Annotated in this window: 16 protein-coding genes; 5 read left to right on the forward strand and 11 right to left on the reverse strand. The window is 62.6% G+C overall.

What is annotated here, in order from left to right:
- Nucleotide 1 precedes the first annotated feature (1 nt).
- The 3 genes from BN1233_RS09330 to BN1233_RS09340 form a co-directional block, all read right to left on the reverse strand.
- The gene (locus BN1233_RS09330) at nt 2-1,213 is read right to left on the reverse strand and encodes a GNAT family N-acetyltransferase (RefSeq protein ID WP_046863321.1); all 1,212 of its coding nucleotides are present in this window, start codon (nt 1,211-1,213) and stop codon (nt 2-4) included.
- Between the two features lie 144 nt (nt 1,214-1,357).
- Nucleotides 1,358-2,107 (reverse strand): glycerophosphodiester phosphodiesterase family protein, encoded by a 750-nt coding sequence (locus tag BN1233_RS09335; RefSeq protein ID WP_046863322.1) that lies wholly within the window; start codon nt 2,105-2,107, stop codon nt 1,358-1,360.
- A complete protein-coding gene (locus BN1233_RS09340) occupies nt 2,104-2,574 on the reverse strand; it encodes a RidA family protein (RefSeq protein ID WP_046863323.1) in 471 nt (156 codons plus the stop codon). Before BN1233_RS09340 ends, BN1233_RS09335 begins: the two co-directional genes overlap by 4 nt.
- Before the next feature lie 359 nt (nt 2,575-2,933).
- On the opposite strand from BN1233_RS09340, the gene BN1233_RS09345 reads away from it, so the two are divergent.
- Nucleotides 2,934-3,770 carry a cell envelope integrity EipB family protein gene (locus BN1233_RS09345; protein WP_046863324.1) on the forward strand — a complete coding sequence of 279 codons (837 nt, stop codon included), beginning with the start codon at nt 2,934-2,936 and terminating at the stop codon, nt 3,768-3,770.
- Between the two features lie 55 nt (nt 3,771-3,825).
- On the opposite strand, the gene BN1233_RS09350 is transcribed toward BN1233_RS09345, so the two are convergent.
- Nucleotides 3,826-4,086: a DUF3572 family protein gene (locus tag BN1233_RS09350; RefSeq protein ID WP_244470655.1), complete on the reverse strand. Its 261-nt coding sequence runs from the start codon at nt 4,084-4,086 to the stop codon at nt 3,826-3,828.
- A 118-nt stretch (nt 4,087-4,204) separates the two neighbouring features.
- Between BN1233_RS09350 and BN1233_RS09355 the strand changes: the two genes are divergently transcribed.
- The 3 genes from BN1233_RS09355 to BN1233_RS49575 all read left to right on the forward strand — a co-directional run bounded on the left by BN1233_RS09355 (nt 4,205) and on the right by BN1233_RS49575 (nt 7,025).
- Entirely contained in the window at nt 4,205-4,582 is a 378-nt protein-coding gene (locus BN1233_RS09355; RefSeq protein ID WP_046863326.1) for a response regulator, read from the forward strand.
- Nucleotides 4,583-4,584: 2 nt separating this feature from the next.
- Nucleotides 4,585-5,469 carry a PleD family two-component system response regulator gene (locus BN1233_RS09360; RefSeq protein ID WP_046863327.1) on the forward strand — a complete coding sequence of 295 codons (885 nt, stop codon included), beginning with the start codon at nt 4,585-4,587 and terminating at the stop codon, nt 5,467-5,469.
- Nucleotides 5,470-6,536: 1,067 nt separating this feature from the next.
- Nucleotides 6,537-7,025: a hypothetical protein gene (locus BN1233_RS49575; RefSeq protein ID WP_244889827.1), complete on the forward strand. Its 489-nt coding sequence runs from the start codon at nt 6,537-6,539 to the stop codon at nt 7,023-7,025.
- Here BN1233_RS49575 and rpmG read toward each other — a convergent pair whose 3' ends face one another.
- The 7 genes from rpmG to BN1233_RS09400 all read right to left on the reverse strand — a co-directional run bounded on the left by rpmG (nt 7,026) and on the right by BN1233_RS09400 (nt 14,085).
- Nucleotides 7,026-7,193: a 50S ribosomal protein L33 gene (gene rpmG, locus BN1233_RS09370; RefSeq protein ID WP_046863328.1), complete on the reverse strand. Its 168-nt coding sequence runs from the start codon at nt 7,191-7,193 to the stop codon at nt 7,026-7,028. It abuts the gene before it with no gap.
- 100 nt (nt 7,194-7,293) lie between these two features.
- Nucleotides 7,294-8,451 (reverse strand): MFS transporter, encoded by a 1,158-nt coding sequence (locus tag BN1233_RS09375; protein ID WP_046863329.1) that lies wholly within the window; start codon nt 8,449-8,451, stop codon nt 7,294-7,296.
- A 5-nt stretch (nt 8,452-8,456) separates the two neighbouring features.
- Nucleotides 8,457-9,206, reverse strand: a complete 750-nt coding sequence (locus BN1233_RS09380; RefSeq protein WP_063776615.1) for an NUDIX hydrolase — start codon at nt 9,204-9,206, stop codon at nt 8,457-8,459.
- Nucleotides 9,203-9,643: a DUF983 domain-containing protein gene (locus BN1233_RS09385; RefSeq protein WP_046863330.1), complete on the reverse strand. Its 441-nt coding sequence runs from the start codon at nt 9,641-9,643 to the stop codon at nt 9,203-9,205. The genes BN1233_RS09380 and BN1233_RS09385 overlap by 4 nt, the downstream gene beginning before the upstream one ends.
- Nucleotides 9,640-11,934 (reverse strand): ribonuclease R, encoded by a 2,295-nt coding sequence (rnr, locus tag BN1233_RS09390; RefSeq protein WP_046863331.1) that lies wholly within the window; start codon nt 11,932-11,934, stop codon nt 9,640-9,642. Before rnr ends, BN1233_RS09385 begins: the two co-directional genes overlap by 4 nt.
- Nucleotides 11,935-12,268: 334 nt before the next feature.
- Complete coding sequence (gene glnA, locus BN1233_RS09395) at nt 12,269-13,678, reverse strand: type I glutamate--ammonia ligase (protein WP_046863332.1); 1,410 nt, start codon at nt 13,676-13,678, stop codon at nt 12,269-12,271.
- Between the two features lie 68 nt (nt 13,679-13,746).
- Nucleotides 13,747-14,085: a P-II family nitrogen regulator gene (locus tag BN1233_RS09400; protein ID WP_046863333.1), complete on the reverse strand. Its 339-nt coding sequence runs from the start codon at nt 14,083-14,085 to the stop codon at nt 13,747-13,749.
- 193 nt (nt 14,086-14,278) lie between these two features.
- Between BN1233_RS09400 and BN1233_RS09405 the strand changes: the two genes are divergently transcribed.
- Entirely contained in the window at nt 14,279-15,763 is a 1,485-nt protein-coding gene (locus BN1233_RS09405; RefSeq protein ID WP_046863334.1) for a bifunctional ADP-dependent NAD(P)H-hydrate dehydratase/NAD(P)H-hydrate epimerase, read from the forward strand.
- The last annotated feature ends 28 nt before the right edge of the window (nt 15,764-15,791 follow it).

Raw genomic sequence — 15,791 nt, forward strand, 5'->3', positions numbered from 1 at the left:
CTCACGTCTCCGTCCGCTTGAAGGGACCTGTGGCGTCGAGTTCTTGCGTGATGGCGAGAACCGCTTGCCGCTCGCGTTCAAGATGGGCAGCGACGGCCCGCCGGAAGGACAGGTCCCCAATCGAGTGGCTCGAGTGTGTCAGCACGGGCCGGTATCCCCGCGCCAGCTTGTGCTCGCCTTGGGCTCCTGCTTCGACGCGCGTGAGCCCACGGGCAATCGCGAAATCGATCGCCTGATAATAGCAAAGCTCGAAGTGAAGGAAGGGGTGATCCTCGATGCACCCCCAGTTGCGCCCGAACAGGTGGCTGCGGCCAATAAAGTTGATCGCGCCCGCAACGTAGCGGCCGGCCCGTTTGGCCAGGACCAGGAGAACTCGTTCGCTCATTCGATCTCCGATGAGCGAAAAGAATCGCCGGTTCAGGTAGGGACGACCCCATTTGCGAGACCCGGTATCCTGATAAAAAGTGAAGAAGGCGTCCCAGTGCTTCTCCGTGATGTCTGAACCGGTAAGCCAATCGACGGTGATCCCATCGGCCAGCGCTTCCCGCCGTTCGCGACGGATCGCCTTTCGCTTTCGGGAGGCGAGGGCGCCGAGGAAGTCATCAAACGAGTCGTATCCCTCGTTGATCCAGTGGAACTGCTGGTCCGTTCGAGGGAGGTAGCCCGCCTCTACCAGGGCCTGAGACTCCTTTCCCGTGAGGAATGTCACATGGGCGGACGACGCGCCCATCTGGTGGCGAAGGGCTTCGATACCTGAGACGAGGTGGCGCCAAGCCGATTCTCGATCTGAATGGCCCACGAGAAGGCGTGGCCCGGTGACGGGGGTGAATGGCACGCAAATCTGGAGCTTGGGGTAATAACTCCCCCCCGCGCGCCTGTAGGCATCGGCCCACGCATGGTCGAACACGTATTCGCCCATAGAGTGGGACTTCAGGTAGCACGGCGCGGCAGCCGCAAGGGTTCCGGATGCATCCTCGACCAGGATGTGTATCGGCTGCCAGCCGCTCCTCTCGCCGACGCAGCCGGATTCCTCCAGGATCGAGAGAAACGCGTGCTCGACGAAGGGATTGGAGGGATCCTCGCCAGGGAGATGCTCTGCGGCAGCCTGTGCGCAGGCATCCCAGTCCCCTGAAGGAACCGCCTTCAGGGATGTCGCAACCTTTACAGTGAACCGGGACTGTTGGGAGGGGCCCGGGTCCGGAATCCGGCTCATGGCACCTTCAAATGAGGTGAGGGCTGTTGATCCAACGGAGGAGAGTCGTCCGGCCAATCAGCAAATTCCACGCGGATATCTCTCGTGGCGCTACTCGCTAGATAGGAGTTTTCTGGTCCGGAACGACGATACGCGCGGTCGCACTCATGGGATGAAGCCTTCGAAGACCATCTGGTCCGCGTGCTGAGCCGCGCGTAGCCGGTCTTCTGGCGTACGCACCGTCCATGTCATGACGGGGATACCGCCGAGGAGGCGCGAGAGGTAGGGCGCCGCAGCCGGCAAGTCCTTCACATGCCAAGAGATGAATTGCGGCCGCGTTCGGTCGAAATGCAAGAGATTGGCGAGTTCGTATTTTAGATCCGCGCTCAATCGGTTGTAGGTCGGGTGAGAATAGTGGCACTCGGCAACAATGCCGCGGAGGATGCTGGGGGCCTGCTCGCGCAGATGCGCCACCACATCGGGGTCGAAGGACTTCACGGCAACCGGCCCGTCATACTCGTCGAGGATGCGACAGACGGCGTCGGTCAATCTCATATCTGCCGCGAACTCGCTCTTGATTTCGACGATCAGCGGAACCGCACCGCCAATCTCCTGGAGCAATTCGCGTAGGGTCGGGATCCGATCCTCCCGCGAATCGGTGATCCGGGTCGCCGACAGCGAGGCACTCGTGCGCTCTGAAACCGCTCCTCTCTCTCCAGTCAATCGATCGAGCGTGAAGTCGTGGAAGACCACGGCCTCACCATCCATCGAGCGTTGCACATCGCACTCGATCGCAAATCCTGCCGCTTTCGCGGCCCGTGCTGCGCTCAGCGTGTTTTCGACGATCCCGAGCGCGCGATCATGCAGTCCGCGATGGGCGATCGGCTTGGCAGTAAGCCAGGACGGAGCACTCATGCGACTTCGAACATGGCTTCGACCTCGACGACGGCGTTCAGCGGCAATGCAGCCACGCCGATCGTCGAACGCGCGTGACGCCCACGATCACCGAACACCTGAACCATGAGGTCCGATGCCCCGTTCATGACGGGTGCCAGTGCGGCGAATGACGGAACGGCATTGATAAAGCCGCCCAGCCTGACACAGCGAGCCACCGCATCGAGATCCCCCACGGCTGCCTTGAGCTGAGCAATGACGTTTATCGCGCACAGGCGTGCCGCGGACTGCGCCGCGTCGGGCGTCACCTCGGCGCCGATCTTGCCCCGATGCTCGTCGGACAGCTTACCGTCAGAACCGAGGCAGAGCTGACCCGAGATCACGACGAGATTACCCGTCCGAACGAAAGGCACGTAGTTTGCCACCGGGGCCGCAGGCTCCGGGAGCGTGATACCGAGATTCCTGAGAGCTTGCTCGACGGCACTCATCGCCTGTGATCTCCGATAGGGTAGGTCGTTCCAACTGGTGAGGTTTATCACTCCCGCGATGGCCCGGTGGGGTATCCTACCCTCGACGTTTTGGGCCGCTCACGAGGACTCTTCGTTTCGGATATCTGACGGATGATTCCGGAGGAGGCAATCGCATCATCCGAACCGGCCGGCCGAAGCGACTGGAATGCGCATTCCATCCCTGGTTCCACCCTTCGAGCTCCTGCGCTATTCCTCCCGGCCGCAAAACGGAGCTTGTCCGACCGACAGGTGGCGCCTCCACCGGCGAGGGTAACCGGCCTTCCGATTGCGGGGCGGCATTCCGCCCTCTATCGTTCAACTGGCAGCCAGGAGTTATCATGCGCGTCGGCTTCGCCGTAGTCCTTGCCGGACTGGCCCTTGCGGTTGGACCCGAAGTGGTCGCACAGCCTACCCCGTCAGTGTTGCCGCTTGCGCCACATAGGGCCGTCTATGACCTGTCGCTGATGCGCAGCAACGGATCCCGGTCCGTTGATGCAGCGCGCGGACGGATCGCGCTGGAATTCGGCGGTGACGAGTGCGAAGGCTACACGACGAAATACCGTCAGGTCACGGTCCTAGATAGCAGCGAGTCCGGTGCCCGCACCCTCGACGTGCGAACGGCTACGTTCGAGGGTGCGAATGGCCGCACGCTCCGGTTCCGGACGGACTCGCGAATGCAAGATGGCGATGATGAGAAGGTGGATGGTGACGCGAGCCGCGAGAATGGAGTTCTCTCGGTTCGATTGCGCGAACCGAAGAAGGAAACGGTCAGCTTTTCTGGGGAACCGATCTTCCCGACCGAACACCTGAAGACCGTCATCGCAGCTGCGCGGGCAGGGCGATCCAACGTGATCGTCAAGGTGTATGACGGTTCCGACAACGGCATGAAGGTCTACGACACTCTGGCGCTCATTGGGCATCGGATCGAGCCCGGCTCGCGCCCGGGCATGGAGGAGCCGGCGCAAAAAGAGCCCCTCGCGAGCCTCCCACGGTGGCCTGTGACGATCAGCTACTTTACGACCGGAACAGGAGACCAAACACCGATTTATGTGATTTCCTTCGAACTCTATGAGAATGGCATCAGCCGGGCTCTGCGGATCGATTATGGTGACTTTGCATTGCGCGGCGATCTCCAGCAGCTCGAAGTCTCGGCCCCAAGTGACTGTCGACCCTGAGACTATCTGATCTAGAGGCTGCGCTGCCTGCAGGAATTTCCAGCGCCCTCCGGCACTACGAACTCGATAGAATTGCCCGGGCCTCGGCAATTCGGGCAGGATGCATTCCGATCCGGTCTGCAATATCGATCAGCAACGCCTCGTCCGAGGCCACATGATCGAGGACGGAAGCTAGAAACCCTGGGGAGGCGGCTGCTTGGCGGACGGTATCGGGGGTCAGGCCTGAGTCCAGCAGGAATCTCTCGAGTGCCTCTTGCCAAGCTGCGAGGGCACCCGTGACCTCGATGGCCATGGCAACTGCGTCAATCTGCGACATTTTCCGTTGTGAGATCATCGAATCGGTAGTTTGCACTTCGTCAAGAGGTTTCGACGTAAGCTTATCATCAAGGGAGTGGGCGTGCCCTGGCTATGATCGGCCGCCCAGGGACGATCCAATGACGAAGACCGTGCTCATCGTTGAGGACAACGAACTCAACATGAAGCTCTTCAACGACCTGTTGGAGGCGCATGGCTACCGAACCCTCAAGACGGGCCATGGAATCGAGGCCATGGAACTGGCCCGGGCCCACAAGCCCGACCTAATCCTCATGGACATCCAGCTCCCGGAGGTTTCGGGACTGGAGGTGACTCGCTGGCTGAAGCAGGACGAAGATCTGAAGTCGATTCCGGTAATCGCGGTGACGGCCTTCGCCATGAAAGGCGACGAGGAGCGCATCCGGGAGGGTGGCTGCGAAGCCTATCTCTCGAAGCCGATCTCGGTCTCGAAGTTTCTCTCAACCATCAAGACTTACCTCGACGCGGATCGGTCTTAGCGATGCAGATCGACGTGCTCATCGTCGGAAGCTCGTTTCGGACTGCCGGACGACTCGAGTCGACTCTCATGGAAGGGGGGCTGAGCACGGCGATCGCAACTCGCGAAGAAGACGCCATCGAGCTTTGCGAACGGATCCACGTGGGCATGATCGCCCTGCTGGCGGACCAGGATTGCTCGACGGCCCTTCGGCATTGCGTAGCATTGCGCTCTCTCGATCGGGGGCGGGTGGTGCCGATCCTGGCGATCACCTGCTCGCAGGAACCGTGGCAGGATCTGTCGCTCCTCGAAGCAGGATCGGACGATTGTATCAGTCTCCCGGACGAGACAGGGGCGCTCTGCCTCCGCGTGCGGCGTCTTTGCGAGATCGGACGTCTTCGCCTTGAAGGGTTCGAGCGGGCCTCGGGTCCGGCTCGGTGTGATTCCGGATCTCGGGCCGTCAGAATAGCTCTGTTGGACCCGGTCGCCGACAGGCGTCATGAGACGGCCTCGCTTCTCGCACCCTATTTCCTCTGCTCGCCGATCGACGGGCCGTCTATGCCCGAGCAGGCTATCGATACCGCGGACGTGATCCTCGTGGCGAGCTCAGGTCTGCACGGAGCACGGGGCTGTCTGCCACGATCGAATCCACAGGTCAGAGGTCGGAACAACCCGGGCCTGCTTGTCCTTACGGAAGCCGGCGAGGATCTGGAGGAGTACTGCCGGTTCAGTGGGGTGGACGATATGGTGACGAGACCGATCCGTCTGGCAGCAGCCCGAGCGCGCATCCGTTCTCTGGCCGAGATTCGCCTCATGTTGATGGAAAACAGGCAGAGACCTGCTAGCCCCATGCTCACGGCCGTCGACATGGTAACGCTAACCTCGACCGAAAGAAGACGAGCAGCGTGAGTCGCTTGCGCCGCTGCCCGCAAGAGCATAGGGTTCCAGGGCATCTTGAGGAAAGCGGCGCGCGAGATGCTCAGCCGGGTCGCCACGATCCGGCAAGTTTTCAATGCCCGACGGATGCTCAGGTCCGCCGCATCTCCTGGGTCGCCGTGGGCTAGGCCGAGCTGGGGGCGGTCCGTGGCCTCCTCATTGCCGTCCCCAGCCGGCCACCGCTCCCGGCGACCAACGCTCCACCCAGTTCTATCGGCGATTCCGGGAACGACTCTCCGGCCAAAGCACGCCTCACCACGTGAATGGGCGGTGCGTAGGCATCTGCTTGACTGATTCGACAAGCCGCACTCGCGATGCGGCTCCGGGTTGCTCGATCATTTCTTGGCGCAGATGGCCCGGGCGAACATGCCGTTCGTGTCGCTGCTCGTCGAAAAGCAATACACGGCGAGTTCATCCATCGCGGGTCGATCCCCGCGAGCGCAGGTCCCATTGATGGGGAATTCGTCATCCTCGCAGCGAGCGACGCACCTCTCGCCCGAGTTACACTGCTGAACGAAGACCCGCAGGATAGTTCCCGAGAGACCAGGTTTGCCCTCCGGTCCGGCCGGGCCCGCAGGCCCAATCGCCCCGACCGGTCCAACCGGGCCTGGCGGTCCCGGGGGGCCTGCTTCTCCCTGCGGTCCGGTGGGGCCTTCCGGACCCGGTGGTCCAGCCGGACCGGGCTCCCCCCGGTGCCCTTGGCTTCCCTGCGGGCCTTGAGGTCCCTGATGCCCGGCCAAGCCCTGCGGGCCCTGAGGACCCGGCGGACCGGGAGGCCCTTCCGGACCCATCGGCCCTGGGGGGCCGACAAGTCCGGGTAGATTCTCTGCAATGCTCTGCCCCGGGGAGCCGGCAGGGCCTAGTGGGCCGGGCGGCCCCTGAGGTCCGGGCGGGCCCTCGGGCCCACGCTCTCCTCGGGCTCCCACAGGCCCAGCCGGACCTGGAGGGCCGGCAGGGCCTTCAGGTCCGCGCTCTCCTTGGGGCCCAGTTGGTCCACTCGGACCGGCTTCGCCTTGCGGGCCTTCAGGACCCGGAGGGCCTTGTTGATTCAGCACTGCAGCAGAAGCGCCGTTTTGGGGAACATCCGTCGCACGTTGGCCGCAGAAGCCGACAACGGCTTCGCGCTCCTCGTTATCTGCCTGCAGCTTCACGATGCAGGTGGCCGGATGGTAGATCAGGCGGAAGGTGAAGCGTCCGCTCGCCTCACTCCGGGTCTCATGCGTTCCATCCAGGGTTACGGTGGTCTGCCGTGGCCGACTCAGCCGGCCGATGACACGCAGTTCGCCGCCGGCGATCATGGCTTGTTCGACGATGATCTCTGCGGAGGCTGGGAAGCTCGCGAGCATCAGCGGGACGGCCACCAACGGACGCTTGAACATTCATTCCTCCCAGCCTCTAAGGCTGAGCTTCGGCTACCTTTGCTGCTGCGTCAATTCACCAGGAGATGTAGATTCGCCAACCAGGCCAGAACGAAAAAACCGCCCATTTGGGGCGGTTTTCACATCATGGGCGACTTGGGCGAAATGTGATCACTTGATCTTGGTTTCCTTGAAATCGACGTGCTTCTTCGCGACCGGATCGTACTTCTTCATCGAAAGCTTCTCGGTCATGGTCCGAGAATTCTTCTTCGTCACATAGAAGTAGCCCGTATCCGCAGTCGAAAGGAGCTTTACCTTGATCGTGGCAGCCTTGGCCATGGAACATCTCCGTTGGTCGTCCGGCTAGGCCGAAACGCAAAGGGCCGGGCGAACCCGGCCATGAATGACAGGTTCTCATTGCCCCACGGCTCGGAATCCGTCAAGAGCTTGCGGCTGCGCGAAGCCGGGCCAGAATAAGGATCGCATAAGCGACCCCGAAGCCGGAAAGCACCAGGGCAAAGCCGTAGGGTGGAACGAGATCCATCCCGGCGCCGACGATCGGCGGACCAGCAGTGAGCCCGACATTGTAGAGAAACACGAAAGCGGCATTGGCGGACACCAGCGCGGCGCCCGTAAAGCGTGCCCCGAGATGGGCGAGGCCGATCGTGTAGAGTGCTCCGCTCAAGCCGCCCCAGGCAAACATCAGTAGCATGAGGCCCGTCATATCGCGGATGAGCGGGATGAGAGCCGCCCCGGCGGCGCTGCAAGCTGTGCAGGCCAGGAGGATCAATCTCTGGTCGACGCGATCCGCGAGAAGTCCGATCGGGATCTGCAGCCCCACATTGCCGAGAGCGACGGCGCTCAGGAGGAGAGCTGCATCCGCAGCATCGAGGCCGACTTCTATTCCGTAGACGGGCAGCAATGCGTAGGCGCTGGTCTCCATGGCTCCGAAGACGAGAGCCGCGAAGGTCGCGATGGGCGCAGCCCGGACAAGGGAACGAATCCCCGGTCCGGAACCCGGCTCGATCGCCGGTGAGAGATTTCGCGCGAGAGATAGAGGTATTATCGCGAGGGCGAATAGCGCGGTCCCGAGGAGATATGGAAGCCAGCCCTCGGTCCCGACTGCTGCCAGAAGCAACGGTCCAACCGCGAGTCCGATCGCGAGGACCGTTGCATAAATTCCCATCACAAGGCCGCGGTGCCCCGCCGGCGCCGCAGCCGTGATCCAGTACTCGGACAGAACGAAGAGAATGCCGAGCGCAGCTGAGAAAGCGAAGCGGAGCGGAAACCAAGCAACGAAGTCATAAATGATCCTGAAAAGGATCATTGTGACCGGCCCGGTCAGAACCGCGGCCCAGAGAAGGGGTAGCAGCCCATATCGCTGCGCCAACCGTGGAACGAACGGCACCACGATCATGCTGGCAAGTCCGGCGATTGCCGTGTTGATCCCGATCAGCTTGTTCGAGATGCCCAACCGCTGCATCTCGATCGAGAGGAGCGGGATCGAAAGGCTGAGACCAATCCCGACGGCAGCGACACAGGAAATTGCGGCGGTGATGGACGCAACCTGTGAGCGAGCAAAGCCCGCTACATGCATGGGCTTCAAAGGAGTTCGCGGACGAAGCGTCCCCTGCGTTCGTAGTAGAACGGGACCGGCAGCTCAGGATTGAAGCCGTTTGCCAGACGCTCTTCGAGATCCTCGAGAACCGTCAGCGTGATCACTGGGAGCTGGAGCTTGCGGGCGTCGGGCAGCGTGACCCAGGCGAGCTCGACCAGTTCGCTCGTAGGTCCCACGACCCCTCCGACCTCGTGTGCAACAGCGGAGCGATCGACGGCGAAGAACCGCGTGTCGAAGCGCTTCGGGCGCCTCGGTGGCGTGATCGCCCGGGCGACGACCTGAAGTTCCTCGATGCTGGGAAACACACCGTGTTCCTGAAAGGCGGCCCACGGTCCCGGCGGTACGTTCTCCGGTGCACCGAGTTCCTTGGATCCCAGGAGAAGCCCTGTCTCCTCGTAAGTCTCGCGGATCGCAGCGAGGGCCAGAGCGCGGCAGCGACCAGGGGAGGGACGTGTCACTCGGGCAAGCAGCGCCTCTTCGGCACGTGCGGTCAGGACTCCGGATACCGGCATTGCGCGGTCGGCAGCCTCGATCCGGCCACCGGGAAAAACGAACATCCCGGGCATGAATTTATGCCCCGAATGTCTTCGCCCCATAAGCACCTTCGGTGCGGATCCGCTGCGATCGATTACGATCAGCGTCGCCGCATCCTTCGGCCGGAGGTTGGGAGTGCTGCGATCTCGAGCCGTAGATGTTAGCCGGTCGGTGATGGACTGCGCTCGTGTGTCGCTCAAGACTCGACTTCCTCCCGTGGAGTTCCGTTCCGACGCCGGGCCTCACCGAAGCCGTGCATCCCTAAAGCGTATTGCAGACCCACGACAGCACCCTTCACAGGCTGCAGGAGCAGGAGGGCCAGCACGAGGGTGAGGAGCGGCCAGATCGTGAAATGGACCCACATGGGTATCTCATAGCGCAGCTCGGCCTGAAGGACGCCCCAGACGACCAGATGGCCGACGATGAACATCACGATGTACGGTGGGAAGTCGTCGGCCCGATGATGATGCATCGGCTCACCGCATTCCGAACAGGTCTCCACGACCTTCAGGAAGCGCCCGAAGAGGCGGCCCCGTCCGCAAGCCGGGCAACGGCATGCGAGTCCGCGTTTGAGAGCTGTTCCTGTCGGCACGGACGAGGGATGCGAGGAGGTTGCTCTCTCGAAAAGAGCCGTCATTGCTTTCTGCTCCTGTCCTTCACCCGAGCGCTTACACGCCGAGGCGCGCGTTGGGCAACGGGGGTGCGGCTTCTGGGCCGACTGCCACGTCCGGATCGTACCTGACGCCCCTCCGAGAGAATCTCGAAACGCAGCGCTCCCGCGACCGGCGCGGCCTCGAGGAGGCGGACCTGCACGCGATCGCCCAATCGGAACGACTCCCCGGTCTGTTCTCCTGTCAGGGCGTGTTGTGCCTCCTCGTAGCGGTAGTAGTCGGCACCCAGTGAGGAGACAGGGACGAACCCGTCGGCTCCGGTTTCGAGCAGGCGGACGAAGAGCCCCGATTTCGTGACGCCGGATATCTGCGCCTCGAACGTCGCGCCGATCCGGTCGGCCAGGTAGTGGGCGATGAGCCGGTCGATGGTCTCCCTCTCGGCTGCCATCGCACGGCGCTCCGCCGTGGAGATCTGTGCGGCTATTTCGGCCAACTCCTCCCGGGTCATGTCTGCGGGGAGCCCATCCTGTCCACCGAGCATCCGGATCAGCGCCCGATGGACGATCAGATCTGCGTAGCGGCGGATCGGAGAGGTGAAATGCGCGTAACGTCGAAGATTGAGCCCGAAATGGCCGTAATTCTCGGCGGCGTACTCGGCTTGGGACTGGGTCCGTAGCACGACCTCGTTGACGAAGAGCCGATGCTCCGTCTCCTTGACGCTCTCGAGGATATTGTTGAAGAGGCTAGGCGTGAGCGCATCCTGCGTCCTCAATTTCCGCCCGATGGAGGCGAGAACCTCTCCGAGCGCGCGGAGCTTCTCGAGCGAAGGTTCGTCGTGAACCCGGTAGATGAGATCACTCTTGGCCTGCTCGAGCGACTCCGCGGCGGCAACGTTGGCGAGGATCATGAATTCCTCGATCAGACGATGCGCATCGAGCCGCTCGGGGACGAAGACCCGGTCCACCGTGCCTTCCGGCTTCAATAGAATTTTGCGTTCTGGGAGTTCGAGATCGAGCGGCTGGCGACGCTCCCGAGCGAGCTTCACGCATTCGTAAGCCTGCCAGAGCGGTTTGAGGACAGGGTCGAGGAGAGGGGCGGTGACCTCGTCGGGACGCCCATCGATCGCCGCTTGTGCCTGCGCATACGCCAAGCGGGCAGCGGATCGAATCAGGACCCGATGAAAGCTGTGTCTCAGCTTGCGACCATCCGAGGCGACGGTTATCCGCACCGCGAGGGCGGGCCGATCCTCCTGCGGTCGCAAGGAGCAGAGATCGTTCGAGATCCGCTCCGGGAGCATCGGCACGACCCGATCCGGAAAATAGACGGAGTTGCCGCGCTCCAGAGCTTCCCGATCGAGGGCCGTGCCGGGGCGGACGTAAGCCGCAACATCCGCGATCGCGACATTGATGATGAACCCGTCCCTGTTTTCCGGATCTGGATCGGGCGTCGCATGCACGGCATCATCATGATCCTTCGCATCCGGAGGATCGATCGTCACGAAGGGCAGGTCGCGCCAGTCCTCTCGTCCGTTGAGAGAAACCGGCGCTATCTCCTCGGCTTCCCGCAGCACCGCCGGAGAAAAGGCATTCGGAATGCCGTGTGCGTGGATCGCAATGAGGCTCAGGGCCTTCTCGCTCTTCACCGAACCGAGGCGCTCGCGAACCTTGGCGGTCGGAAGACCAAAACGGTTACTACGTGAGGTCGTGACCGTGACGAGATCCCCCTCCTCGGCCTCTCCTTCGTCACCGGGCCTGATCTCGAGTTCGCGGTCTCTGGACTTCTTGTCGACCGGGACGAGGCGCCCGCCACCTCCGGGAAGAGGGCGGAAAATTCCGAGAACCTGACCGGCGCTTTTCTCCAGCACCTTGATGATCCGTCCGGAATAGCGATGCACATCTCCTTTCAGAGGCGAGACACGGATGAGGGCGCGGTCGCCGATTCCTGGCGCAGGAACGCCCTTGGATGCACGGCGGGGCGGTGAGATGACGATCGTCGGAGCCGGGCCATTCGCTTCCGGGTCCCACTCCGCCGGGACGGCGACGATGTCGCCGTCCCGGTCACGGCAACGGATGTCGGCAAGCACGACCGCTGGAAGCTGTCCGGTGCGGTGGATCCGCTTGCCGTGACGGCCGATGACGCCCTCGGCTTCCAAATCCTTCAGGAGGTTCTTCAACCGGCTGCGATCCTCTCCGCGCACGTTGAAGGCACGAGCGATCTCGCGCTTGCTGATCTTTGAGGTCGCCCCGGCCACGAAGCCCAGGATGTCTTCGCGAGAGGGAAAGCTGCTTTGTGAGGGAGGTGAGGAGCGTTTCGGCACTGGAGGAGTCGATTATCCGCAGGACTTCTCGCATGCGGGTTGCGCCGCGCCTAGAGAGGCGCGTGTCCTGTGCATCCTCGCGAAACGACACCTCACAGGAAACCGCTCCCCGCCTGTTCACCAAGAGCCTGTGACAAGAAAGGGGCCCCTCGAAAGGGGCCCCGAAGGCTACCGGCCCGTGGGGGCAGAATAGGCCGGTGATCGATGGAAACGTGGCTCCCCCGGCTTGGTTCCATCAATTCAGGAGATTTCTAGGAATCTCCTGAATCTTTTCAGGGGCTCCGGCGAATTGGCCACGATATCCGATGCCCGGAGGGCGTTCAGCGGTGCCCCGTCAGCAGGAATAGTACATGAGGAACTCGACTGGATGCGGCGTCATCTCGAATCGCGCGACTTCGGTCATCTTGAGTTCGATGAATGCGTCGATGAAGTCATCCGTGAAGACGCCTCCGTTCTTCAGGAATGCACGGTCCTTGTCGAGGCTGGCTAGCGCTTCCCGCAGAGAGCCGCAGACGGTCGGGATCTTCTTGAGCTCCCGCGGTGGGAGATCGTAGAGGTCCTTGTCCATGGCCTGGCCGGGATCGATCTTGTTCTGGATCCCGTCAAGGCCTGCCATCAGCATGGCCGCGAAAGCGAGATAGGGGTTCGCGGCCGGATCCGGGAACCGAACCTCCACACGCTTGGCCTTCGGAGACGTCGTCCACGGGATGCGGCAGGACGCGGACCGGTTGCGCGCGGAATAGGCGAGAAGAACCGGCGCCTCATAGCCCGGGACGAGCCGCTTGTAGGAGTTCGTCGAGGGATTCGTGAAGGCGTTCAGGGCTTTCGCGTGCTTGATGATGCCGCCGATGTACCAGAGGCACTCCTGCGACAGGTCTGCATATTTGTTCCCGGCGAAGAGCGGCTTGCCACCTTTCCAGATCGACTGATGGACGTGCATGCCCGAGCCGTTGTCTCCGTAAACCGGCTTCGGCATGAAAGTTGCCGATTTTCCATAGCTTTGAGCGACATTGTGAATGCAGTACTTATAGATCTGCATCTGGTCGCCCATGTGGACGAGCGTGTCGAACTGGATCCCGAGTTCGTGCTGTGCCGAGGCCACCTCGTGGTGGTGCTTCTCGACCTTGACCCCCATGGCTCCCATGGCAGCCAGCATCTCGCCGCGCATGTCCTGCGCCGAGTCGAGCGGCGGGACCGGGAAGTAGCCGGCTTTCATCTGGATGCGGTGGCCGAGATTTCCACCCTCGTAGTCGGTGTCGCCGTTCGTGGGCAGTTCCGAAGCATCGAGCTTAAAGCCGGTATTGTATGGATCGGCCATGATCTTCACGTCGTCGAACACGAAGAACTCGGCCTCCGGCCCGACATACACCGTGTCGCCGATCCCGGTCGACTTCAGGAAGGCTTCGGCCTTTTTGGCGATGCCGCGCGGGTCGCGAGAATAGGGCTCGCCGGTCGCTGGCTCGAGGATGTCGCAGACGATCGACATGGTCGCCGCCGAGAAGAACGGGTCCATGCAGGCCGTGGCCGAGTCCGGCATGAGAGTCATGTCCGACTCGTTGATAGCCTTCCATCCGGCGATCGAGGATCCGTCGAACATAATTCCGTCCGCGAAAACATCCTCGTCGACAATGGAGACGTCAAAGGTGACGTGCTGCCATTTGCCCCGCGGATCCGTGAACCGGAAGTCGACGTATCTGACGTCGTTGTCCTTGATCGCCTTCAGCACATCGTTGGCGGTCTGCATTGTTCGAGTGATCCTTTTCTGCCCTGATTGGCCGGACTGACGCCGGCACATTGCTCGTGCTTGTTGGACTAGATGGCGTCCGTTCCGGTCTCTCCGGTCCGGATCCGAACTGCCTCCTCAACCGCAGATACAAAAATCTTGCCATCGCCGATGCGGCCCGTCTGAGCCGCCTTCCGGATCGCTTCGATGGCCTCTTCGACGCGATCGTCCGACAGCACGATCTCGAGCTTCACCTTTGGCAGGAAGTCGACGACGTATTCGGCGCCGCGATAGAGTTCGGTATGACCTTTCTGACGCCCGAACCCCTTGGCCTCGATGACGGTGATACCTTGCAGGCCGACATCCTGAAGGGCCTCCTTCACCTCGTCGAGCTTGAAGGGTTTGATGATCGCTTCGATCTTCTTCATGGTGGCCGCTGTTTTTCGATCGGTGACAGGTCGGGGGCTTCTAGCACCAAGTTCGGTGTGCTTCCATGCACACAACCTGTGCCGTTTGGAGAGCTTGCCCAGCTCGTGATCAGCAACTGCACAAATTTTGCGCAACCTGCCCCGATCCCCCATACCCTCGCGAAGGCTTTGGGCCAGGGCGCGGCCGGATTACATGATGGGTGAGCATCTCCTCACTCCTGCACAGATGGCCCGCGCGGATTCGATGACGATCCAGGGCGGAACGGCAGGCTGGGAGCTGATGAAGCGGGCGGGTGCGGCTGTGGCCGATATAGCCCGGCGCATCTCTCCCTCCGCGCAGCAGTTCCTCGTCCTCTGCGGGCCCGGAAACAACGGCGGCGACGGCTATGTGGCTGCAAGAGTGCTTGCAGATGCCGGGCTGGACGTCGTCGTTGCGCGACTGGGGCCGGAATCAAACGCCGAAAGCGACGCCGCGAGGGCACGCGCATTCTGGGCAGGACCGATCATTGCCGTCGAGCAGGCTGTCCCAGCCGATGCGGATGTCATCATCGATGCTCTGTTCGGTGCCGGTCTCGCGAGGGATCTCAGCGGCCCGGCTCGCCGGTGCGTAGAAGCCGTGAATGCCTCGGGCCGGCTGGTTCTCGCGGTCGACCTTCCGTCCGGGATCGACGGAGCGACGGGGGCTGTCCGCGGCGCAGCCATCATGGCATCGGCCACGGTGACGTTTGCAGCCCGCAAACTGGGGCATCTCTTGGTACCCGGCCGGTCGCATTGCGGCCCGGTGACGGTAGCCGATATCGGGATCCCCGAAGAAACCTTGCGGCGAGTCGCCCCGAACACCTTTGCCAACGGTCCGCGGCTGTGGTCGGCGCAGTTACCGCAACCGGCGCTCGACACACATAAATACAAGCGGGGACACACGCTCGTCGTTGCGGGCGGTGCCACGCGGACCGGGGCGGCTCGCCTCGCTGCCATGGGGGCACTCCGCATCGGTTCCGGCCTCGTGACGCTGGCGTGCCCGCCCGAGGCACTCGGTGTCGCGGCGGCTCATCTCACCGCTGTGATGCTAAGGGGGTGTGATGGCCCCGGAGGGCTCGCAACGATCCTTCGTGACGCACGGTTCAATGCAGTCGTGCTTGGCCCGGCTCTCGGAGTGAGTGCGACCACCCGGGCGATGATTGCCGCTGGCGTATCAGCGAGTCGTGGTGTCGTTCTAGATGCGGATGCAATCAGCTCCCTGGAGGGCCATACCGAGGCCCTCGCCGGTGCTTTCGCGAACACGCGCACCGTCCTGACGCCCCACGATGGGGAATTCAGCCGGATCATGGCCGGCAAGGCCGACATTCTTGCCGAAGAGTCGAAGGTCGAGCGCACGCGGCGGGCTGCGGCCTACCTCGGCGCAACGGTCATCTACAAAGGGCCCGATACCGTCGTTGCTCACCCGGACGGGCGTGCCGCAGTCAACGAGAACGGATCGCCCTACTTGGCGACGGCCGGATCGGGAGACGTCCTGAGTGGCTTGGTTGCCGGAATGCTGGCGCAAGGGCTTCCGGCGTTCGAAGCCGCGTGCTCGGCTGTCTGGATTCATTCCGCCGCGGGAGCGTCATTTGGGGCGGGCCTCATCGCCGAGGACCTGCCCGGGCTCGTTCCTGCCGTTCTGAAGGACCTGGGGCTCTAACGGGCTTACGTCGAAGAGGACCTCGCTG

It is taken from the genome of Microvirga massiliensis (assembly GCF_001006805.1).
GTDB lineage: Bacteria > Pseudomonadota > Alphaproteobacteria > Rhizobiales > Beijerinckiaceae > Microvirga > Microvirga massiliensis.